The sequence below is a fragment of the Methanosarcina sp. WH1 genome (genome assembly GCF_000970005.1).
Classification (GTDB): domain Archaea; phylum Halobacteriota; class Methanosarcinia; order Methanosarcinales; family Methanosarcinaceae; genus Methanosarcina.
The window spans coordinates 16,020-36,795 of sequence record NZ_CP009504.1 but is presented as its reverse complement, the minus strand read 5'-3'; the positions used below and the strand labels follow the sequence as shown (position 1 = coordinate 36,795).

16 protein-coding genes are annotated in these 20,776 nt (G+C 43.5%); 7 read left to right on the top strand and 9 right to left on the bottom strand.

All coding sequences use genetic code 11. The features are described from left to right. Positions 1-117 precede the first annotated feature (117 nt). Positions 118-1,935, top strand: coding sequence for a YgiQ family radical SAM protein (locus MSWH1_RS00145; RefSeq protein WP_048130125.1), 1,818 nt, complete (start codon positions 118-120; stop codon positions 1,933-1,935). A gap of 278 nt (positions 1,936-2,213) precedes the next feature. On the opposite strand, the gene MSWH1_RS00140 is transcribed toward MSWH1_RS00145, so the two are convergent. From MSWH1_RS00140 to MSWH1_RS00125, 4 genes are all read right to left on the bottom strand, one after another. After that, complete coding sequence (locus MSWH1_RS00140) at positions 2,214-2,495, bottom strand: hypothetical protein (protein WP_048125007.1); 282 nt, start codon at positions 2,493-2,495, stop codon at positions 2,214-2,216. A gap of 42 nt (positions 2,496-2,537) precedes the next feature. Continuing rightward, on the bottom strand, positions 2,538-2,795 hold the full coding sequence (locus tag MSWH1_RS00135; protein WP_048125005.1) for a hypothetical protein: 258 nt from the start codon (positions 2,793-2,795) through the stop codon (positions 2,538-2,540). Between the two features lie 307 nt (positions 2,796-3,102). After that, on the bottom strand, positions 3,103-4,230 hold the full coding sequence (locus tag MSWH1_RS00130) for a (Fe-S)-binding protein (RefSeq protein ID WP_369798547.1): 1,128 nt from the start codon (positions 4,228-4,230) through the stop codon (positions 3,103-3,105). Between the two features lie 47 nt (positions 4,231-4,277). Beyond that, positions 4,278-5,648 carry an FAD-binding oxidoreductase gene (locus MSWH1_RS00125; protein ID WP_048125002.1) on the bottom strand — a complete coding sequence of 457 codons (1,371 nt, stop codon included), beginning with the start codon at positions 5,646-5,648 and terminating at the stop codon, positions 4,278-4,280. A 331-nt stretch (positions 5,649-5,979) separates the two neighbouring features. Between MSWH1_RS00125 and arcS the strand changes: the two genes are divergently transcribed. Further along, on the top strand, positions 5,980-7,857 hold the full coding sequence (arcS, locus tag MSWH1_RS00120) for an archaeosine synthase subunit alpha (protein WP_048125000.1): 1,878 nt from the start codon (positions 5,980-5,982) through the stop codon (positions 7,855-7,857). A gap of 242 nt (positions 7,858-8,099) precedes the next feature. Further along, positions 8,100-8,654 (top strand): ribosomal protein S18-alanine N-acetyltransferase, encoded by a 555-nt coding sequence (gene rimI / locus MSWH1_RS00115; RefSeq protein ID WP_231591846.1) that lies wholly within the window; start codon positions 8,100-8,102, stop codon positions 8,652-8,654. On the opposite strand, the gene MSWH1_RS00110 is transcribed toward rimI, so the two are convergent. Both MSWH1_RS00110 and dnaG read right to left on the bottom strand, forming a co-directional pair. Next, on the bottom strand, positions 8,638-8,916 hold the full coding sequence (locus MSWH1_RS00110) for a UPF0058 family protein (protein ID WP_048124998.1): 279 nt from the start codon (positions 8,914-8,916) through the stop codon (positions 8,638-8,640). The genes rimI and MSWH1_RS00110 overlap by 17 nt on opposite strands. A gap of 411 nt (positions 8,917-9,327) precedes the next feature. Further along, positions 9,328-10,878 (bottom strand): DNA primase DnaG, encoded by a 1,551-nt coding sequence (dnaG, locus tag MSWH1_RS00105; protein ID WP_048124996.1) that lies wholly within the window; start codon positions 10,876-10,878, stop codon positions 9,328-9,330. Positions 10,879-12,380: 1,502 nt separating this feature from the next. Here dnaG and MSWH1_RS00100 point away from each other — a divergent pair. Further along, a complete protein-coding gene (locus MSWH1_RS00100; RefSeq protein ID WP_048124993.1) occupies positions 12,381-13,886 on the top strand; it encodes an NAD(P)/FAD-dependent oxidoreductase in 1,506 nt (501 codons plus the stop codon). Between the two features lie 41 nt (positions 13,887-13,927). Beyond that, complete coding sequence (gene rtcA / locus MSWH1_RS00095; protein WP_048124991.1) at positions 13,928-14,995, top strand: RNA 3'-terminal phosphate cyclase; 1,068 nt, start codon at positions 13,928-13,930, stop codon at positions 14,993-14,995. 34 nt (positions 14,996-15,029) lie between these two features. Here the strand turns inward: rtcA and MSWH1_RS00090 are convergent, their stop codons facing one another. The 3 genes from MSWH1_RS00090 to MSWH1_RS18650 form a co-directional block, all read right to left on the bottom strand. Beyond that, positions 15,030-15,653, bottom strand: a complete 624-nt coding sequence (locus MSWH1_RS00090; protein ID WP_048124989.1) for an RNA 2'-phosphotransferase — start codon at positions 15,651-15,653, stop codon at positions 15,030-15,032. 124 nt (positions 15,654-15,777) lie between these two features. Then, positions 15,778-16,266 (bottom strand): hypothetical protein, encoded by a 489-nt coding sequence (locus MSWH1_RS00085; RefSeq protein WP_048124987.1) that lies wholly within the window; start codon positions 16,264-16,266, stop codon positions 15,778-15,780. A gap of 39 nt (positions 16,267-16,305) precedes the next feature. Further along, the gene (locus MSWH1_RS18650; protein ID WP_156148035.1) at positions 16,306-16,461 is read right to left on the bottom strand and encodes a hypothetical protein; all 156 of its coding nucleotides are present in this window, start codon (positions 16,459-16,461) and stop codon (positions 16,306-16,308) included. A gap of 695 nt (positions 16,462-17,156) precedes the next feature. Between MSWH1_RS18650 and MSWH1_RS00080 the strand changes: the two genes are divergently transcribed. Continuing rightward, positions 17,157-18,611, top strand: coding sequence for an OB-fold nucleic acid binding domain-containing protein (locus tag MSWH1_RS00080; protein ID WP_048124985.1), 1,455 nt, complete (start codon positions 17,157-17,159; stop codon positions 18,609-18,611). A 1,486-nt stretch (positions 18,612-20,097) separates the two neighbouring features. Further along, positions 20,098-20,727 (top strand): cyclic nucleotide-binding/CBS domain-containing protein, encoded by a 630-nt coding sequence (locus MSWH1_RS00075; protein ID WP_048124982.1) that lies wholly within the window; start codon positions 20,098-20,100, stop codon positions 20,725-20,727. Positions 20,728-20,776 lie beyond the last annotated feature (49 nt).

Sequence of the window (20,776 nt, the reverse complement as noted above, 5' to 3'; positions counted from 1 at the left end):
GCTTCAGCAGGAGAAGGAAAAACATCCGAATCGAGGCCTGAAACTAAAACCAGAAAAAAGGAAAAAAAGCAGAAAAAAACCTATTCTCCATCTCTCCCTGCATCAATGTTTCTTCCGATGAGCCCTGAAGAAGTAAAAGCTCGCGGTTGGAAGGAACTTGATATTATACTGGTCACAGGAGACGCCTATGTGGACCACTCCAGTTTCGGGACTGCAATAATAGGAAGGGTCCTTGAAGATGCCGGCTTCAGGGTAGGAATAATTGCCCAACCACGCTGGGACAGCCCTGAAGACTTCAGAAAACTTGGAAAACCCAGACTCTTTTTTTCCGTAAGTGCAGGAAACACTGACTCAATGGTCAGCAACCTGACTGCGGGTCTTAAGCCGCGAGATAAAGATGCATATTCACCTGAAGGCAAAAAAGGACTTCGTCCGAACCGTGCCGTGATTATCTATTCAAACAGGATAAAAGAAGCTTTCCCTGGGGTGACGATAGTGCTCGGAGGAATTGAAGCTTCCCTGCGGCGCTTTGCTCATTACGATTATCTTTCTGATAAAGTAAGACAGTCAATTCTGGCCGACGCCCCTGCAGACCTTGTTGTCTACGGAATGGGAGAACTCCAGATTGTAGAAATTGCAACGCGCCTTCAAGCTGGAGAGGACATACGGGATATCAGAGACATCCCCGGCACGGTCTGGAAAATGGAAGTCAAAGCCTGGAAAGAGCTGAAAGAACAGAACAAAAAGGCAGCCAAGGAAGCAACCGAATTTTTCAGGAAATACCTCGAAATTCCTTCCTTTTCCGAAGTTTCTCAGGACAAAGCAACCTTTGCAAATGCTTTCCGCACATATTTCCTGGAACTGAACCCGGTCACAGGAAAAGGTGTAGTTCAGCCTCACCCGAAAACTGTTATTGTACAGAACAGGCCCATGCGCCCTCTGACAGAGGCAGAACTTGACCATTTATATGAGCTACCGTTCACGGGAGAAACCCACCCCTTCTACCCCGAGCCCATCCCTGCCCTTGAAATGGTAAAATTCTCCCTGACAACGCACAGGGGCTGTTTCGGAGGTTGTGCTTTTTGCGCCATCACCCAGCACCAGGGGCGCATGATAGCAAGCCGCAGCATTGAGTCCGTCCTCAGGGAAGCAAAGAAGCTGACAGAAAAACCGGATTTCAAAGGCATAATCAATGGAGTCGGAGGCCCCACTGCCAATATGTACGGCATGAGGTGTAGTTCCTGGGAAAAGAAGGGAGCCTGCCTGGACAAAGCCTGCCTTTACCCGCGTATCTGCCCCTCTCTTGACACAAGCCATAAAAAACTGCTTGAATTGATGCAGCGCCTGCGCGAACTTCCCGGGGTCAGGCAGGTCTTTACAGGTTACGGTGTGCGCTACGACCTGGCTCTTGAAGATGAAGAGTACCTCGAAGAACTTTGCACCCACCACATAAGCGGACAGCTGCGGGTTGCACCCGAACACTTCTCAAAGCGAGTAACCGATGTAATGTCCAAGCCTGGCAGAGAAGTTTATGAGAAATTTGCCGGAAAGTTTGCAGTCCTTAACAAAAAATGTGGCAAGAACCAGTATATAGTAAACTACCTGATGTCAGGACATCCGGGCTGCACCCTTGAAGATATGATCGAAATGGCAGAGTATGTGCGGGACCATGGGGGCTACACAGAACAGGTCCAGGACTTTACCCCAACCCCGATGACAGTATCAACCTGCATGTATTACACAGGGCTTGACCCTTTTACAGGAAAAGCGGTATACGTTGCCCGGGATAAAAAAGAAAAAGCCATGCAAAGAGCCCTCATGCACTATAGAAGTCCTGCAAACTATGAACTCGTATATGAAGCCCTGGAAAAAGCAGGGCGGCTCGATCTTGTGGGAAACGCCCATAATTGTTTGATAAGAAGAAAAGGCAAATAAGGAAAGTTATGAACTTCCGTATAAGAATTATAGCAAATCAATTAACTCCTCTTTACTTAAGCCGATTTGATGAAGAATATCGAGAAGAGTCCCTTTGGCAAGTCTTGCATGTAACGGAACAACTGTCCTGTAAGTTCCTTCGGGAGCGGTTTTTCAAAGTGAAACATGACTTCCTTTTCGCCTCACGACAAGAAATCTTGCTTTCTGTAATGCATTTATAAGTTCTTTTCCGGTATACCACACCAAAAAAACCAAACCCCGGATTTTTGCTAATTTTCTTAGAACCCCTGGCATTCCCGCACAAGAGCTCTAAGTTTTCCGCTTATCTGCCCACAATAGGTATCCAGGGATCTTTCCTTGACCACAATTAGCAGGTTGTTCCCCCCATCCAGGCTAAAGTGAGCAACTATACCGTTGCCTTCAAGCACCCCGGAGTTTCCAGGTGAAGTTTCGATCCCGTAGGTCTGGAGTTTTTTCTTCAGACAGGAAAACAAGTCCGGAGTTATATTTCTAAACCTGATCCCCTGACACCCCTCCGTATCAATTTTCCTGCCACCCATACCTTTTCCCCCTCTGTTCCGAACAGGTTTTATCCTGAATTTTCAGGACCCATGGCACTCTTTCACAAAGCCCTTTATTTTCCCCGCCACTGCTCCGCAGCTGACGATAAACGGTTTCTCCGTGATTGTGATGGTAAGAGAAGATTTTCCGTCCCATTCAAAATCCGCCTCAACCCCCGATCCTGAGAGTTCTCCTCTGTTTCCCGGTGGTACATGGATGCCCGCATCCTGAAGTTTTTTCTTCATGCATTTAAACACATCGGGGGGGACATTCTTAAATGTTATTGGTTTACAACTCATAGATCATATCCTCCTATAAATTTCTAAAACTTACTTTCACCTGTATTGCCCAACAAACAACAGTCACCTTCAAGAAATAAAAATATAGCGTTGACAGCCCACGGACTGTTTATCATTGTATCCATCCAGGAAGAGAAAATCAGGAAGATAAAAATAATGTGATGTTTACAATTAAAAAATAGAAATCGCGAAAAAACAATTACTGATTTTGTACCAGGAACAGACCTCTTCTCAGAAGCAAAAAAGAAATTACTGAGTCGGAAAAAAACCGACCCGGAAAAAAATCAACCATAAACCTGTAGCTAATTCACTCCAGCGCCATTGCCACGAGTTCTACAATGTCGATAACTTCGACATCTCCACCTGCATCCCTGAGGTTCCTCACGCAGAGGGGACAGGAGGTAACTATGTAGTCCACACCTTCGGGCACGTCTTCAATACGCTTTCTTGCAAGTTCAAGGGAGATGTCGGGATATCCTATTCTGACTCCTCCCCCACCGCCGCAGCAGCGAGAGTTTTCTTTGATGTTTTTCATCTCCTTGAGGGTGCAGATAGCCTGAATAACTTTTCTGGGTGGGTCATAGACCTTGTTGTGCCTACCCAGGTGGCAGGGGTCATGGTAAGTAACTGTGAGGTCAAGGCGCTTCAGGTTCAGTTCGTCCAGGTGTTCGGCAAGGAACTCTGGGAGGCTGATGACCCTGAGCTCTTCAGGGTAGTTGTTCTTGAGTGTTGTATAACAACCGGCACAACCCGTGACGACGGTATGAGCTCCCACTTTCCGAATCTGCTCAAGGTTGTGCTCCATGATTTTTTCTGCATCTTCCCGGAAACCCGTACGGAGGAGGGGGGAAGCACAGCACTGCTCGTCCGGCAGGAGGGTGACCCCGAAGCGCTGCAAAACCTCAAAAGTCTTTTTTGCAAATTCCGGATAACGGTAGGAGTCAAAACAACCTACAAAGTAGACATAGTCGGACTTCTCCGGGAGTTTTGAACGTTCTGTATCAGACAGCCAGTGCAAGCGACTTCTTGTTTCCCCAAAAGAATTGCCACTGGTCGTAACTGCAGCCTTCAGCTTTTCCTGGGCTTCGGTTGTAACACCACATTTTACCAGCTGAGCACGGGCAGCTTCCACTACATCAGGAGGGTTTGCTCCGGCAGGGCATTTGGCAGCACAGATCCCACAGGTTGTGCAGGTAGAGAGGCTTGAGAGGACATCTTCGGATGGCGGCCTTCCTTCAAGCAGACTCTTAATGATAAGCATTCTTCCGCGTGTATTGGCGGACTCCCAGCCGACTACATCAAAGACCGGGCAGACTGAGCGGCAGGTTCCACACTGCACACATTTATAAACCGAACGGGGATCTATTTCAAAGGGCAACTCTTTGCCTTTAGTCTCACTTTTTTCTCTGGACTTACTTACTCTACTTTCTTTCATTTCTTCCGTTCTCTTAGTTTCCTTTTTTCCTTCATTTTTCACGGCTTTCACAACCCCAACTTACCCGGATTCAGGATTCCTTTCGGGTCAAGGGCTTTCTTGATTGCACGCATTACCTCAAGAGCCGGGCCCCACTGGGCTTCCATATACTGGCCGCGGGCAGCTCCCACACCATGTTCGGAACTGACCGTGCCCCCAAGCTCAATTGCTGTCCTGTGGATCAGATCTGCAGCCCGGTTTAGGCGGTCCCACTCGTCCTTATTCAGGACATCAATGAAAAGGGCAAGGTGCAGGTTTCCATCTCCAATATGCCCGTACTTCATAGCAGGCAGATTGAATTTCTCAGAAATTTCCTGTGCTCTCCTGAGCAGTTCAGGAATCTTCTTTATGGGAACTCCCACGTCTTCCCCCACATAAATCCTGGATTTGGTGGGGTCAAGACGGGAAACTGCAGCTCCTACAAGCTTTCGGGCTGCCCAGATATCTGCCATTTCCTTTTCACTTTCCGCAAGCTTTATGGAGAGGGCAAGGGGGGAACAGACCGATATTATCTGCTCTGCAGCTTCATGCGCCGAATTTTCAGTGCCATCTACCTCGAAAAGGATTACATCCCCCTCCGAAGGGAGCACAAGTTTCGGGTCGTAGCGTTTAAGCACCTGCAGGGAAACCCTGTCAAGGATCTCGCAGGCTGAAGGGATAACCCCGTTTGAAAAAGTCTTTACAACTGCCTGCCCCGCAACCTCAGCACTTTTAAAGGACGCGATTACAAGTTTCCGCGTCTTCGGGAGAGGAGCGATCTTCAGGCCGGCTTTAGTGACGATTCCAAGCGTGCCTTCAGAGCCTATAATAAGCTGGGTCAGGTCATAACCTGCAGCTGATTTCAACATTTTTGAGCCTGTGTGGATAACAGTTCCATCCGCAAGCACCACTTCCAGGTCGCGGACATAGTTCCTGGTGGTCCCGTATTTGACACAACGCATCCCACTTGCATTATAAGCTATCATACCCCCGATAGTGCACATGGCAGAACTGCCTGGGTTAGGGGGAAAGAAAAAGCCGTATGGTTTTAAGGCGTCATTAAGGGCGTCCTGGATTATACCCGGTTCCACTACTACCTGGATATTGTCAATATCAATTTCAAGAAGGCGGTTCATTCCTGACATATCCAGCACAATGCCTCCTCCAACAGGGACTGCACCACCGGCAAGTCCGGTGCCTGCTCCCCTTGCAGTCACAGGGATTTCATTTTCATAAGCAAGCCTGACAATGCGGCTGACCTCTTCCGTGCTTTTCGGGCGTACCACGTAATCAGGCACACCTTTGACCTGGGATGCATCAGAAGAATAACAGTAAAGTTCAGAAGGCGAGACCGAGAGCCGCTCGCCAACGATTTTTCGAAGCTCTGCAGTTATATCCATTATAAACCTCAAATCTGGAATTCGGATGTGAAAAATAGAAAATTCCCTGCCACTATTGGGACAGAAATGAGAGATAAGTTGCAGCAGATAATCAATATTAATAATATATAAGAATATACCATCTCCAGCTTAATAATATATAAGAATATACCATCTCCAGCCTCCTTCCCCCTTAGAACGTATCTTAAAATTAAATTTGATTCTACAATGGTGACAGTAATTATCATTTGAACTGAAAATAAGGTAAAGGAAAAAGAAAGAGAGCTACGAACTTTTTGAGAAAAATGTGCAGGGCAAACCTTTACATCCTGATAGACATAAGAGGACAAATATGACACAGTACTTTGAAATAGAAAATAGAGATGGAGCAGCACGTATAGGAAAACTTCTGCTCTCTCCCGAACTCCGCACTCCCTGTGCCCTGCATACGGCAGCACTTGGAAACCTTGAAAATCCGGGACCTATTGTTGATGCAGGCAGCCTCTGGACTGTTGACCGGGAAGAACTTCAAGCACGCATAAAGGAAATTCGTGAAAAAACAGGAAAGAGAACTCTCATAATCCTTCCCCATCAGACTTATCCGCCTGCTATTCCAGCCGAATCGCTCGGAAAAGTAGAAATATTTACTGCCACCAGCGATGGAAATGCTGAAGATAACGGCCCTACAGGTTCCTTTCTTAGAGCAGAAAAAGAGATTCAGAAGAGTGACCTTTACATAATGGAAGGTGCAGGGACTCTGGAAAATAATGCTCGAAGGTTTCTGGAAACCTTAATTGACCTGAAAAACCAGATCCCTCCGGATACTGCTCTCTATGCCCCCAACCTGGCTCGTCCTGAAAATGCAGCAATGCTTGCCTACATAGGGATCGATGTTATGGATGATACAAAAGCAGAAATTGCAGCCTATTCTGATATCTACCTTACAGCTGCAGGCAGTTTCTATCTTGACTCCCTTGTAGAGTTCCCCTGCAGGTGCAAGGTATGTGCCACCACAACACCCGCAGAACTTCTAACTCTCCCAAGAGCCGACAGGGCAAAGCTTCTTTCAGCCCATAACAGGGACGCCCTTGACGCTGAACTTGCTCTTGTCCGTGAAAAAATTCGGGCAGGGACACTGCGGGAGTACGTGGAAGGGCAGTGCAGGGTCAGGCCCTGGCTTACAGCCCTGTTGCGCCTTGGTGATTTCGAATACTCTTACCTTGAAGAAAAAGTTCCCGCTTTCCGACAAAATCAGCTCCTTGCAAATACTTCCGAAGCCCTTTCAAGGATCGAAGTGGTCAGGTTTGCGCAGCGCATACAGGAAAGATATGTACCTCCTGACCTTGATATCCTCCTGCTCCTCCCGTGTGCAGCTAAAAAACCCTATTCAATTTCCCAGTCCCACCAGAAGTTCATCCTTACCCTTGGCAAATACCGGAAGTTTGTCCATGAGGTAATCATAACCTCACCCCTGGGAATCGTGCCCAGAGAACTCGAATTGACCTACCCGGCAGCCCATTACGATACTGCGGTTACAGGACATTGGGACGAAGAAGAAAAGACCTGGGTTTCCGGCTGCCTTGAAGCCTATCTTTCAAAACATGGGTATAAGGCCATAGTTGCCCATGTGGAAGGGGCGTACAGGGAGATCTGTGAAAGAATAGCTGAAAAGCTCGGGATTGAAGTAATCTACACTGCCGGGAAAAGTCTCACGTCCTATGAATCTCTTTCGAACCTGAAAAATACCGTTGAATCTATCTGCACATCCGAGAATTTCAGCCAGAAAAAACAGAATGCTGAAGAAGAGAAGAAGAATTTCGTAAAAGCGGTTGCAGGTTATCAATTCGGAGAGGGCGCAGGGCATCTCTTTTCGGAAGAAGTTGGAAAAACTGTGGTTAAAGGCCGTTTCCCGAAGTACCAGCTCTTTGCCGGGAAAAAACAGCTTGCAACTTTAATCCCGCAGTACGGGATGCTTGCCCTATCTCCCGAAGGAGCGGAACTGGTGCTAAAAAGTGAGAAATATGTGGTAAAGATTGACGACTTTGTCCCACGCGGTTCCATTCTTGCCCCAGGTGTGCTTGAGGCAGACCCCGAAATACGACCAAATGATGAAGTAATAGTTCTCGGGAAAAAAGCTCTCTGTGTAGGAAGGGCTATGATGAGCGGGAGAGAAATGGAAGAATCAGGTAGAGGTGTTGCAGTAGACGTCCGGCATGTTAAAAAACTTTGAACCTGAAAACACTAAACCTGAAAACACTAAACCTGAAAACACTAAACCTGAAAACACTAAACCTGAAGACCTTGAGGCTGAAAACTTCAAGTCTGGTTTTTAACCTGATTTTCAGCCCGGAAAAACGCTGTAGAAGTGCGAAACAGGCACCAGAAAAGATGTTCTTGAATAGAAAATATGCAGAACAGAAAGCCATACAGGCTTCCGCGAGAGAGTTGTTCTTCTCTCGAAGAAGTAATAAAATGGAAGGGATATATAATGATATTATGATAAGACGTTTCGCACCTGAGGACTTCCAGGAAATAGTCGAAATTGAAGAAGAGGCTTTTTCGGAGCATAATTCCCTGGTATATATGAACTTTTACGAGATGGTTGGAGATGGCTTCCTTGTTGCGGAACAGGACGAAAAAGTCGTGGGGTATGTAGTCGGCTACCGTTCCGCGGAAAACGAAGGGCATATTTTTTCCGTTGGAGTAAAAAAAGAATATAGGGGAAGAGGAATAGGCACAGAACTTATTCATGCCATATGTGACATTTTTGTTGCAAACTGCCTTAAATACGCGAGACTGGAAGTAAGAAACAGTAATACTAGCGCACAAAAGTTGTACAGATCACTAGGATTCGTACCCTGCTGGACAGAAAAAAAGTATTATTCAGATGGAGAAGACGGCATGGTTATGAAAATGCATCTGCGCCCATACCGCCTCTTGATCTCAAAACAAAAATATCTCGAACCCGTATTCTCAAACAACGAACTCGTTACTACAATCCGGGGCCCTATCAGTTATTACCGATGAGCTTGATGACGGAATTCAGAGAATCTCTCATATGGGCAGACGCTTCCTCGAAGATGGGGTCATCCCGTGACATGAGAGTAGCAAGCTCGCCTCCCAAAATAAAAATTGCGCGCTTGTGATCCGCCTTGCTCCTGTGGATATGGACGGGGCTTATCGATAAAGCCTTGTAGTCATCGAACTCGTGCGTTACACCGTGCCTCTCAAAGTATCTCTTCATTTGAGCCATATATGTGTGCAGTTGTATCAGTTCTTCCTTGTGCATAGCGAACAGACCTACATTTTTACAAGATCAATTAAATACCTCAATTTTACAAGATCAATTAAATATTATCTTGAACCGAATAAAAGAATTACCCGAGGAAATTGAGTTCCTAGTTATTATAAATAAACTTTGTCATATAATGTATATGATAAATAATGATAAATTATATGATAGAGTGTGAATTATAGCATTATAGTGTGAAACCATGCCAAATCGTAGTGATCCTCCCGGAGATATATATAAATGTTACACAAAAAAAAAAATAAAAATGAGATAATTAGTTACTGGCTATAATTCCCGGCCAGGAGGATAATTAACTCTATGACAAAAATCAGGCGTAAATAAACGATTTTTTCTAAAACAATAAGAAAAGAAATAAAAAAGATAAAGAAAGGAAGTAAAAAGACCTGTTCAGAGCATGCTGGAGGTCAAAACTTCCATATCTGCAGGAACCTTAGCAAGATTTCCGATTTTCACCCCTACAAGATTTTTGATTGCATTGCTCGAAGCAATATCAACAAGCCTCTGAGTAATTACACCATCAAAAATTACACTTTTCACATTGTCTCTGCAGGTTTTTAACCTGCTTGCAAGGTCTCTGACTGCAATTTCCTCTATTATCCTGTCTTCAGAATCCAGAATCCTTGCCGTCAATGTCCCTTTAAGGGCGTCTACGTGCGGTCTGAATCTCACAGCTTCCGGAGAAACTGGAGGAGCTACCGGAGCCTGTCTTGCAGGAGCGGGTGAAACCCTTACCGCCTCTCCACCAGGGACTTTCACAGCTGAAACTTTCTCAACTACGGGCTTTCCTCTGGGAACTCTGCTGGCTGGAACTGCTCTTGCCATAACCGCAGGTTTTGAAACCGCATGTCTTGCCTCAACTCTTTCTGTCGTTGCAGGAGTTTTTTTAAAAGACCTTTCCGAAACTTTTTCTAATGGTTTCTCAGGAACCGCCCCTTCCATTTCTTCAGGGGCTTCCTCTTCATAAACGTCGGTCTTTGGAGATACCCTGTGAACTTTCACACGTTTATGTAACTTCTTCTCCGCAACTCTGGAAACAACTTCTGGTGCTCTTATCTTTCTCTTGGAAATGCGTTCCAGCCTGCAGGCACTATCTTCATTTTCCTTTTCCTGGATTCCATATTTCTCAATAATCTGTTCCACTGGAACTTTCCTGCGCAAAGACCTGATTATTTCTTTCTGAACAAGGTCTTCCACACCCTTGCCATCCGGAGCACGGGCAACATAATCGATATCTGCCACCTGCAGGAGTTCACGTATAATGAGTTCTCCACCCCGGTCTCCGTCCGTAAAAGCAGTTACGGTTTTCTTTTTAGTAAGTTCAGCGACCTCAGGTGGAATGTTTGTTCCGCCCACGCAGATGGTGTTCTTTATACCATAGCGAAGCAGGTTCAGGATGTCAGCCCTGCCTTCAACAATAATGATAGCATCCGAGTTAAGCACGTTAGGCCCGCAGGGTATCCTTGACTTGCCATAATAAGTCAGCTCGTCAACCCTTACGGACTGCCGAACTTCATCAGCGAGCTCCTGGGATTCGGGCACAGTCTCATCGAACATCTTTGTGAAAATGAGTTTTGCTCTCTCAATAATTTTTTTGCGCTTAACAGCCCTTACGTCTTCTACCTGGAAAACCTCAATCTTGGCACTGCAGGGTCCTACCCTGTCAATGGTTTCCAGAGATGCTGCAAGAATCGATGTCTCTACCTTATCAAGGCTCGAAGGAACAAAGATATTTCCTTTGGTTTTTCCTCCCTTGGCGGTAACCATTACCTCAATCCTGCCGATCCTTCCAGTTTTCTGCAGATCACGCAGATCAAGATCTGCTCCGAGCAGCCCTTCGGTCTGACCAAAAATTGCGCCTACGATATCAGGACGCTCAATTACCCCATCAGCATTGATTTTAGAGTGAATGATGTATTTTGTGGTATCAGTATTTTGCATGTAAATTCTCCCTGAATTATTATAACGATTTATCATGAACTATGTATTACGAAAATCTTTTATTCGAGTGATTATCCTGACTAATCGACGGGAAATTGTCCTTATACACCCGAAAAATCCGGGGTACAATTCTTTTTCCGGCTGCAAGCTCATAGCACTTTTCTGGTATAGTACAAACCTATCCTCTATATTCTGGAAACGTGCTGGAAACCATAAAGGGCCAGAAAATGCAAAAATAGTAGTAAAAATCAGATTAAAAACCAGATCAGGGATAATACACCCTTGAAAAGGCAGATTTCATAATAAAAAATTATTATGAACCGAAAGAGAAATTCCGAACCTGCCTGCAACTGCCTGTTGTGCTTATGCCAGGATAATTAAACCGGTGGAATATTTCCTGACTATTAATTAATGAAAGCTCTATAACCTGCAAGGAAAACCGCCAGATAAGCGCCAACCTGGTTTTAAAGCTCTCAAAGATAGAGCTATTCCTGATTTTCGACCAGAGAAAGCATTTATACCTCCACGATATCCACGGAGTTCTGTACTTGCCCGAAAATCTTTGCCCTAACATAAGCTTATTGATGGATCTGAAATAACTCTCAGAACCGTAAGTCAAATAATGTGTTTGCCATTCAATACGCCTGATAACTGAAGACTTCCAGAGATATTCCCATAGATGGGATTAACCTGAGGCGTGAGTAACTAGAGCGAGCCAGACGCCTTTTTTACTAAACAAGTATCTCTAAACGATGAGTGGTAAAGCAGTGAATGGAATGCATCAGGTTTATTGAAAGCACTTTTTGACTTTTGCATCATGGGTGATATAGTGGTATAAGGTTTATTTTTGAACTGAATGATATTAGCCCTGAATTGGTAATATGTATAATCTGAAATTTCTATTAAGTTTGCATACGTTTAGTTACGTGAAATTTTTTACGAATCCAGTAATGATGAATTGATGAAGTTATTAATTTATGATATGACCTGACGAAACAGCTCCTGCCCGCCTTAAAACGACTTCAGAGAAACAGGAATCCTGTACGTCACATGTCTTAAATTCATATGTTTAATGGTTGCAGGCTTTAAGAACTTTTTGGTTATATAAAAGATTCCCCAAACCTGAATTATTTTAACCCATTATCAAAAGATTTAAGTACAGTGACCCTCTGGAAAGATTTTCAAATTTAAAATGGACAACTAATTAGAAAAATTTAGAAAAGTATATATAAAACAAAGGACGTCTAAAAATTTGAACGAGCGAGACAAATACACTGTTTTATGTATTAACCCCCCCACTCCCAACTCGCTCGTTCACCCCCCATAAAACCGTTATCGTTCTCTTTTGTTTTCTGGAAAGCATCTTCAAATAGATATTTTCAGTACAGGACACTGAAAGTTTTCCCGGATCATCTGAAGGATCATCTGAAATCACTTAGGGTTCTGTAGGCTCTTTTTCTTTTAAAAACATATAATAGGCGCGAAACACCATTATAAAAAGCATGGGAAGCGATTTCGGTGTAAAAGATGCTGCAAGTAAAATCATTCGAGTCGCAGGTGAAGTTCAAGAGGAGGATCCTGTTAAAGTTTCCACACGGGCCCGGAAAGAGAAAAACCCTACAAGGGTGGTCATTATAGGAGGTGGAGCCTGTGGTATGGCAGTTGCTACCAAGATCAGGAGGCAGAGTGACTTTAAAATAGTTGTGCTTTCATCAGACTCCCACACGGCTTACAGTCACTGCGGAATTCCTTTTGTTCTGGGCAGAGAAATTGAAAGTTTCGAAAAATTAATTGTAAAATCTCCGGGTTTTTTCAGGGAAAAAAACATAGATGTGAAACTGAACGAGAAAGTAAGGTCAATAAACCTGACCGAGCAGGTCATCCTGACAGGAGAGGGAACCTATCCTTTTGACAAACTGGTAATTGCTACAGGGAGCCTGCCCTTTATATCCCGTAAAAGTAAGGCAAATATTCTGTCTTACGGGTTCTTCACACTCCGGAATCTTACTGACGGCAAACTCTTTGGAAAAGCCCTCGAAACCGCCCAAATAGTATGCATCGTAGGTGGGGGTACAATAGGAATCGAATGTGCCTCAGCCCTCACAAAGCGAGGGATTAAAACTATCCTTGTAACCAGAAGTAAAGACCTGCTTTCCAGCCAGTTTGATTCCGAGATGGCTGCAATTGTCAGGGCACATCTTGAAGACCTCGGTGTGGAGGTTATTACTGGGGAACCTCTCTTTTTACCGGAAAATTTCTGGAAAGAAAAAACCGTATACTTAAAGGACAGGCATTTTCCTGCAGACCTTATGCTCCTGGCAACCGGGGTAAAACCTGAAGTCTACCTGGCCAGCGAGGCAGGGCTAGAAATTGGAAAGGCAGGAGGAATAGTCGTAAATGAAATGCTTCAGGTGAAGGCAGGAGGGGAATTCCTCCCCAATGTATACGCAGGGGGCGAATGTGCGGAAGTTATTGACCTGCTAACCGGGGAAAGCAGGCTCAGCCAGCTGGGGACAACCGCACGGCGTATGGCAGATGTAATCGGAAATAATATTACAGGCAAATACTCTATTTTCGGGCCTCTTGCAGACCCCTGGGTAGCTGTTGCCGGAGACCTGCAATTCGGAGGAGTTGGGCTTACACCCGAACAGACGGAGAGGCAGGGGATAAAAATTGTAACCGGATTTTCCCGCGGGCGCACGAGAGCTTCCTACTATCCGGGTCTAAAAGATATTTATATAAAACTCTTTTTTAAAGACGGCTACCTTGCAGGAGCGCAGCTCGCAGGAGGAGAGGGGATAAAGGAAAGGATCGATGCTCTCTCCCTTGCGATAAGAAAGAAAACAACAATTAAAGACCTTCTGAGCCTTGAAACTTGCTATGCCCCTCCGGTTTCCATGCTTGTGGACCCTCTCGTACCGGCTGTAAAAGCCGCGGTCAGAAATATGCGAAAGGGGAAAACAAATGAGCAGGGTCCGGATAAGGGATCGGATGAAAGATATGGTTAAATTCCAGGAAGAAAAAACGAGTAAAATAAGGAGAGAGGGAAATGATAGAAATTGACGGTTCATATGGGGAAGGAGGAGGGCAGGTAATCAGAACAGCTGTTGCCCTTTCTGCAGTTACTGGAAAAGAAGTAAAGGTTACGAACATAAGAAAAAACAGACCAAATCCCGGCCTGAAACAGCAGCATCTGAAAGCTTTGGAAACTGCAGCCAGGATCTGCGGAGCACGGGTTTCAGGGCTTTTTCCAGGTTCTTCAGAGTTATTTTTTGCTCCAGTGGAAATAAAGGGGGGGAAATATGAGGTTGATATAGGGACTGCAGGAAGCATAACCCTGCTTCTGCAGAGCCTTATGCCAGCCCTGCCTTTTGCAAAAGAAAAGGTCGAAATAACGATAAAGGGAGGGACTGACGTTGCCTGGTCCCCGACAATTGACTACCTCCAGCATGTAACCTTCAGGGCACTTAAACAACTTGGATATGCAGGCAGTGTAACCCTAAAAACCCGCGGTTACTATCCCAGGGGAGGAGGAGAAGTCTCAGCTGTTTTTGAACCCTGTAAGCTTCGTGGTTTCCATTTCCGAAAGGAAGGAGAAAACAGAAGAGCCGAAGAGGACCGAAGAGGAGAAGAAACCCTGAAAGAAGGGAAGGACCCAAACCAGGGGATAGAAGTTATGGGAATTTCACATGCATCGAATCTTCCGGCACATGTGCCAGCCCGCCAGGCTGAAGCTGCTGGATCCATGCTTTTTGAAGCCGGATACGATCCACGGATCACTGTCCAGTCCTGCGAATTGCTTTCCACAGGAAGCGGGATAACCCTCTGGTCCGGTTATTGCGGAGGAAGTGCCCTTGGAGAAAGAGGACTGCCTGCTGAAAAAGTGGGCAGGCGAGCTGCAGAAGAAATAATCTCGGAACTCAGAATAACAGCCTCTGTGGATGTGCACCTGGCAGACCAGCTGATCCCGTATATGGCACTTGCAGGAAACAGTTCTTACACTGTTCGTGAAATAACTTTACATGCGGCAACAAACATCTGGGTCACAGAACAGTTCCTGGATGTGAAATTCAGGATAAAGGAAAAGGAGGGACTTTTTGAAGTATCAGCAGACTGATTAAAAAACGAGTAGAAAAATCAGTAAAGGAAAATTAGTCCTCGAGTACAAACAGGTACTCGGGAGGTATCTTTTCTGCAAGTACGATGTAATCCGTTGCGAGCTTAAGAGAAATTCCTTCTTCCTGAGCTCCAAAGGCGTCCACCTGAAGGATCACAGGATTTTCAGTATGGATCAGGGCAACTTCAGTTGCCTTTTCATATGAAGTGCTGAGATGAACATAGCGCTGTTTGATAGGGAAAATTCCGTTCTCGAGCAGGACATCGACTTCCTCCGGGCTTGCCCCGTAGTACACGTATGGAGTATCACTTTCCTCGTAATCAAGATCAATGTTAACAGAATGTCCGTAACGTGCCCTTATCATGGACCCATTGATCTGATATCTTCCTTTTTCATCGGACTCCACAAGGGCATAAAGGTACTCTTTCCTCATCCAGTTATAACGTTTCCTCATAACATCACAGAAAGCGTTAAGATCCACCCAGCCGCATTCGTCCATTTTAACTCCTGCAGATGCCGGAAAGTGCCGGAGAGTGCCTGATACAAACCTGCCGAGCTTTTCTTCCCTTCCATCGTCCAGCACGTATCTGCCAGGGCGTTTACACTGCTGACAGCTGCTTCCTCTAAAATAGCCGTGCTCAGTGCATTTTCGAATCATAATATCACATATGAAACTTTACCATAAATAAGGTTTTGTTTTGATCAGCTTTTTTCTTAAAATTTGTTTTTGGGAAGATAATTTTAAGCCTTGAACTTCAAAATTCTGATTTTTCTACTTTCAGTTATCTTCTCAGGAATCCTTCGTGCCTGCAACCCTTCCCAGGGTTTTGTAGAGCAGAAAACCTGAGATAGAAAAGATGGCAGCTCCGAGCATTGTCGCCCTGAATCCGAAAATCTGGGATAGAACACCTCCAAGGAATCAGCTTTTCGTTTTCAAAAGGATCAAGCATACGCATTATCAGAAACTGGACTGCAGGATTTATAGCATAGATTACTCCAATCCAGAAGGTACCTGCTCCGAGCTCCCGGAGATAGAGAGGAAAAATGGCCCAGACCCCGACGGCTCCGGTATGCCGCAAGAAGAGAGGAAAATAGGTCCCTGAGTTCTTCATCAGGGTGTCTAGGGAGAAGTAAGGAACTTTCGGCTGCAGCTTTTCAATTTCTTTTAACCTGAAAGCCTGCAGGAAACATAAGGCATAAAAGAGAGATGAAAGTCCAAAAAGCAGATCTATTCTTACCCCTATCATCCCTGCCAGAAGAAACCCCGCCATCCAGCCGAGAGAACCAAGAGAAATAAACTTTCCGAGGCTCTACTTCTGATAATGGACGTAGGCTATCAGGGCCCCCGGGTGAATCCCAATACTGAAACCGGCTAGAGCCCTTGCAAGCATGAGGGTAGAAGGATCTGTGGCAAATACCTGAAGAAAAAAGGCGGCTGCAGCAAATCCGAAGCCTCCTCGAATCACTGTATCACTATAAGCCCAATCTCGATATAAGAGGCGCCGAGTGATGTGGCAAAAATGGGAATAAAAAGCAGCGAAAGAACATTAGCCATGTTTGAAAAGAACTGGACGTTATTTATTCTCATCAAGAAGATTCACACTGTAAAAACACCGGCATAACTTATTATGTTTTCCTAAATATGAGGTAAGGTGAACTATCACTCATTCAAGCAAATCACTCTCAAGAACTCATTCAAGCAAATCACTCTCAAGATACTCATCCAGCACACAAAATAATTTCATCCCGAATATTGAATACTTTCACCCTGCATACAGTAATCTTTAGTACGACACTTTACATACCTTACCTTATCAAAGGCTCCTTAAAAAAATAGCCAAAAAGGAAAAGACTTACCAACTAATATTTAATTTTCAGGGATGTTCTTGTTATTCATTAATGAAAGGACGTATGGAACCTGGTGATTTCTCACAAGAAATTGGAAGGTATTTTATCTTAAGTTTGAAAACATCTGGTCTGAATTTTCACCTCAAGCTTTCACCTGAAATATATCAGATTTCCAAAACACTTCACGTCTTAAAATAACACTTACAGTAACGGCCTTTCAGGGACAAACACCTGATATTTAAGGCAAGAATACATATCGAAGAAAAGCACCATCAAACACTGAAAGCAAGTATCAAACATTCAAGGGAGTACTATGACCGATATTGACACTATTTATGAGAAGCTCAGCCATGTCATCAGTAAAGAGGATTTCCTGCAGCGTACACAGGAAAAGGTCGAGAACATGGGAGGGCTTTGTGATGAGACGATGGCTGCAATGCTGGTTGCCAATGAACTGGGATTCTCGGATGCAGGTAGAGACAGTGTGAAAATAGAAAGTATTACACCCGAGAGCGGACCTGTTAATTTTGTTGCAAGAATTGTTTCGGTTTTTGATATCAAGGAGTTTACCCGGAACGACGGTACTATAGGCAGAGTTGGAAATCTGATCGTCGGAGACGAAACCGGAAAAGTGAAGTTAACCTTGTGGGACAATATGGCAGACCTGATTAAAAACGGAAAAGTAAAGGTAGGGCAAACCGTTCAGATCAGCGGCTATGCAAAGCAGGGCTATTCTGGAGTGGAAGTTAACATCGGCAATAATGGAGTTCTGACCGAAAGTGAAGAGGAAGTTGATGTTGCTTCGAGCAGCCAGAATATAAAGGACATCAAAGATGGAATGGGAGACCTCAACCTTACGGGAAAAGTGCTGGAGGTTTCTGAAGTCAAGACTTTCCAGCGCAAAGACGGCAGCAGTGGGAGAGTTGGAAACCTGATGCTTGGAGATTCCACAGGCACAATCAGGGTAACGCTCTGGGACGAAAAAACCGATTTTTTAAACCAGATTGAGTACGGGGACACTGTTGAACTGATCAGTGCTTACGCCCGTGAAAATGCCTTTACACAGAAAGTAGAGCTGCAAATAGGAAACCGAAGCATAATCAAGAAAAGCGAAAAAGAAGTAGAATATAAAGAAGAGTTTACCCCTATTGCAGATATAAAAGCCGACATGAATAATATCAATGTTTCCGGAAGAATACTTGATATCTCAGAAGTCCGAATTTTCGAGAAAAAAGATGGATCCACCGGCAGGGTTGCAAACATCCTTATGGGTGATTCTACAGGCAAAATAAGGCTTACAATCTGGGACGAAAAAACCGATTGTCTTGACGAGATTAATTTCGATGATACAGTGGAAGTCCTCAATGCCTATTCCCGGGAAAACACATTCAGCCAGCAGGTGGAACTCAGCCTGGGAGCCAGAGGGATAATTCAGATAAGTGAAAAAAAGGTTGAGTACAGGGAGAAATTTACTGACATCACCGACATTGTCCCAGGAGAAAGTTATTCTGTCCAGGGGAAAGTTGCCGAAATCGGCGAACTCAGAGAGTTTGAGAAGGAGGACGGAACCGAAAGTGTGGTTGCAAACCTGCAGCTCAAAGACGAAACAGGCAGTATCCGATTAACTCTCTGGGGAGAACAGGCCTATGTTATAGAGGACCTGGATATAGACTCTGAGATCCAGATCATTGACGCTTATGCCAAATATGGGTTGAACGAAGAAATTGAACTTAGCGTTGGGAACAGGAGTAGAGTGATTATTCTCTGATTATTCCCTATTTTTTATCTACTTTTGTTTATTTTTATCTACTTTTACAGATAATTATTGACTTTTGTTTATCAGTATCTACTTTTATTTATTTAGATAGTTTATATATATTTTTTATCTAAACTTTTATTTACCTTTTATCCAGGTTTACATTTTTACTTGCTGTCTAATTTCTATTTTTTTACTCATTATAAAAACTATTGGCAATTTTAAATCCGGAAATTTGCCAGGTAAAAAGGTGAGGATGTGAGTTCCAGTGGAAACATAGGGGGTATAAAAAAATACCTGTGGGAAGAATTAATAGCATCATAAATATAATTAAGGAAAATTAATTCTGCTTAAAGCTGTTTTCTTTCAATTAAGGAAAATTAATTCTGCTTAAAGCTGTTTTCTTTCTCTGATTATTTCCTATTTTTTTCTACTTTTGTTTATTTTTTACCTAGATTTATTTATATTTATCTACTTTTGTTCATTTTTTACCCAGATTTATTTAGATTTACCTACTTTTGTGTACTTTTATCTACGTTTATATATATTTAACTATTTTTGTTTATTTTTCATCCAGATTTATTTATATTTATCTATTTTTGTTTACTTTTATTTATATTTATCTGCATTTATTTATAATTATCTACTTTTATTTACTTTTACATATTTTTATCTAAACTTTTATTTACTTTTACATATTTTTATCTAAACTTTTATTTACCTTTTATCCAGGTTTACATTTTTACTTGCTGTCTAATTTCTATTTTTTTTACTCTTTATAAAAACTATTGGCAATTTTAAATCCGGAAATTTGCAGGTAAAAAGGTGAGGATGTGAGTTCCAGTGGAAATGAAGGGGGTATAGAAAATTTCCCGTGAGAAGAATTAATAGTGTCATAAATATAATTAAGAAAAATTTATTTTGCTTTAAAGCTATTTTCTTAGCTAGATTTTTCTTCTTCTACCTTCCCCTGGTATTTTTTTCAAGAACTAGATATGTTTCATTCTGAGCAAAGATCTCCAGTGGAAATTGAGGGGTTATGAAAAAAATTCCTGTCGGACTTTCGTAAACCTCTAGTGAAGAAATCTACAGCTCTAACCTCAAAAAAGGGCTTCTGCACCTACTTTATGTAAACTCAGATCTTTACACAAAAAAGAAATGCCGTTATCATTATGTACTATTGACTCGTATATATTAAGTGTCATAAAAAGGTCTTAGAAGTGCGGGAAAGACATTTCAAGGGAAAAGAGCCGGAAAAAATATTTGAGCGAAAAGCTTACCGAAATCCCGGCTTTTCAGAATTTCACCCCAGAGCTTTATCAAAAGGGGAAGTTTAAAGGAACCTAGAAGATTCTTCCATGGGAAATTGAAAACCTAAAGAGCTTTTGATTTTTCCACGAGAAATTGAAAACCTGAAGAGGTTTTAATAGTAAATTTACCTAATAGTGAATTTACCAGGTTTTGGGATGCTGAAAGAATAAAGGGGGAGCGGCAGTTAATGATTGATGAACCTGAAAAGGTAGCAGGTACTGATATTCACAACAGAGAAATTGAGAGAGAGGTCTCGGTTGCTGAAGTGATGAATAAAACAGTCATCACAATGGACATTAACACAGATATTCCTGCCATTGCAAGGGAAATGGTCAAACACGATGTCGGAAGCGTAATTATTACAGAAAAAGAAAAGGCAATGGGAATCATTACCGAAAGGGACCTTGTGAAGGGCATCGTTACAGAGGACAAGAAACCAAGTAAGGTAAATGCAAGCGAAATCCTCTCAACCCCGCTGATAACTGTTGCGCCTGAAACAAGTGTAATAAAAGCTTCCGAAATTATGTTGAAAGCCAATATTAAAAGGTTGCCAGTCCTGAAAGACAGTACAATTATAGGAATTATTTCTCATACCGACATCCTGATGGTAACACCCGGACTCAGTACCATACTTAAGGATCTTATTGATATGAACCGGGAAGCTCTCCTCTCCAGTTCTCCAACTGAGAAGATTGAAGAAGACTTCAGTGCAGGAATATGTGAGTCCTGTTCATATCATTCAGTAGACCTGAAATTAGTAGACGGCAGATACTTATGTGAAAACTGTCGGCAAGCAGAAGGGGAGAATTACGAATGAATCACGAGCTTGAAATCTCGACTTTCAAATTATCTGTCTTTATCTGTCT

What these genes read in the sequence shown, in the direction of transcription:
- MSWH1_RS00145 (WP_048130125.1), top strand. Translation starts at nt 118, where the DNA reads ATGAGCCCTGAAGAAGTAAAAGCTCGCGGTTGGAAGGAACTTGATATT.
- MSWH1_RS00140 (WP_048125007.1), bottom strand. Translation starts at nt 2,495, where the DNA reads ATGGGTGGCAGGAAAATTGATACGGAGGGGTGTCAGGGGATCAGGTTT.
- MSWH1_RS00135 (WP_048125005.1), bottom strand. Translation starts at nt 2,795, where the DNA reads ATGAGTTGTAAACCAATAACATTTAAGAATGTCCCCCCCGATGTGTTT.
- MSWH1_RS00130 (WP_369798547.1), bottom strand. Translation starts at nt 4,230, where the DNA reads ATGAAAGAAAGTAGAGTAAGTAAGTCCAGAGAAAAAAGTGAGACTAAA.
- MSWH1_RS00125 (WP_048125002.1), bottom strand. Translation starts at nt 5,648, where the DNA reads ATGGATATAACTGCAGAGCTTCGAAAAATCGTTGGCGAGCGGCTCTCG.
- arcS (WP_048125000.1), top strand. Translation starts at nt 5,980, where the DNA reads ATGACACAGTACTTTGAAATAGAAAATAGAGATGGAGCAGCACGTATA.
- rimI (WP_231591846.1), top strand. Translation starts at nt 8,100, where the DNA reads ATGGAAGGGATATATAATGATATTATGATAAGACGTTTCGCACCTGAG.
- MSWH1_RS00110 (WP_048124998.1), bottom strand. Translation starts at nt 8,916, where the DNA reads ATGCACAAGGAAGAACTGATACAACTGCACACATATATGGCTCAAATG.
- dnaG (WP_048124996.1), bottom strand. Translation starts at nt 10,878, where the DNA reads ATGCAAAATACTGATACCACAAAATACATCATTCACTCTAAAATCAAT.
- MSWH1_RS00100 (WP_048124993.1), top strand. Translation starts at nt 12,381, where the DNA reads ATGGGAAGCGATTTCGGTGTAAAAGATGCTGCAAGTAAAATCATTCGA.
- rtcA (WP_048124991.1), top strand. Translation starts at nt 13,928, where the DNA reads ATGATAGAAATTGACGGTTCATATGGGGAAGGAGGAGGGCAGGTAATC.
- MSWH1_RS00090 (WP_048124989.1), bottom strand. Translation starts at nt 15,653, where the DNA reads ATGATTCGAAAATGCACTGAGCACGGCTATTTTAGAGGAAGCAGCTGT.
- MSWH1_RS00085 (WP_048124987.1), bottom strand. Translation starts at nt 16,266, where the DNA reads ATGGCGGGGTTTCTTCTGGCAGGGATGATAGGGGTAAGAATAGATCTG.
- MSWH1_RS00080 (WP_048124985.1), top strand. Translation starts at nt 17,157, where the DNA reads ATGACCGATATTGACACTATTTATGAGAAGCTCAGCCATGTCATCAGT.
- MSWH1_RS00075 (WP_048124982.1), top strand. Translation starts at nt 20,098, where the DNA reads ATGATTGATGAACCTGAAAAGGTAGCAGGTACTGATATTCACAACAGA.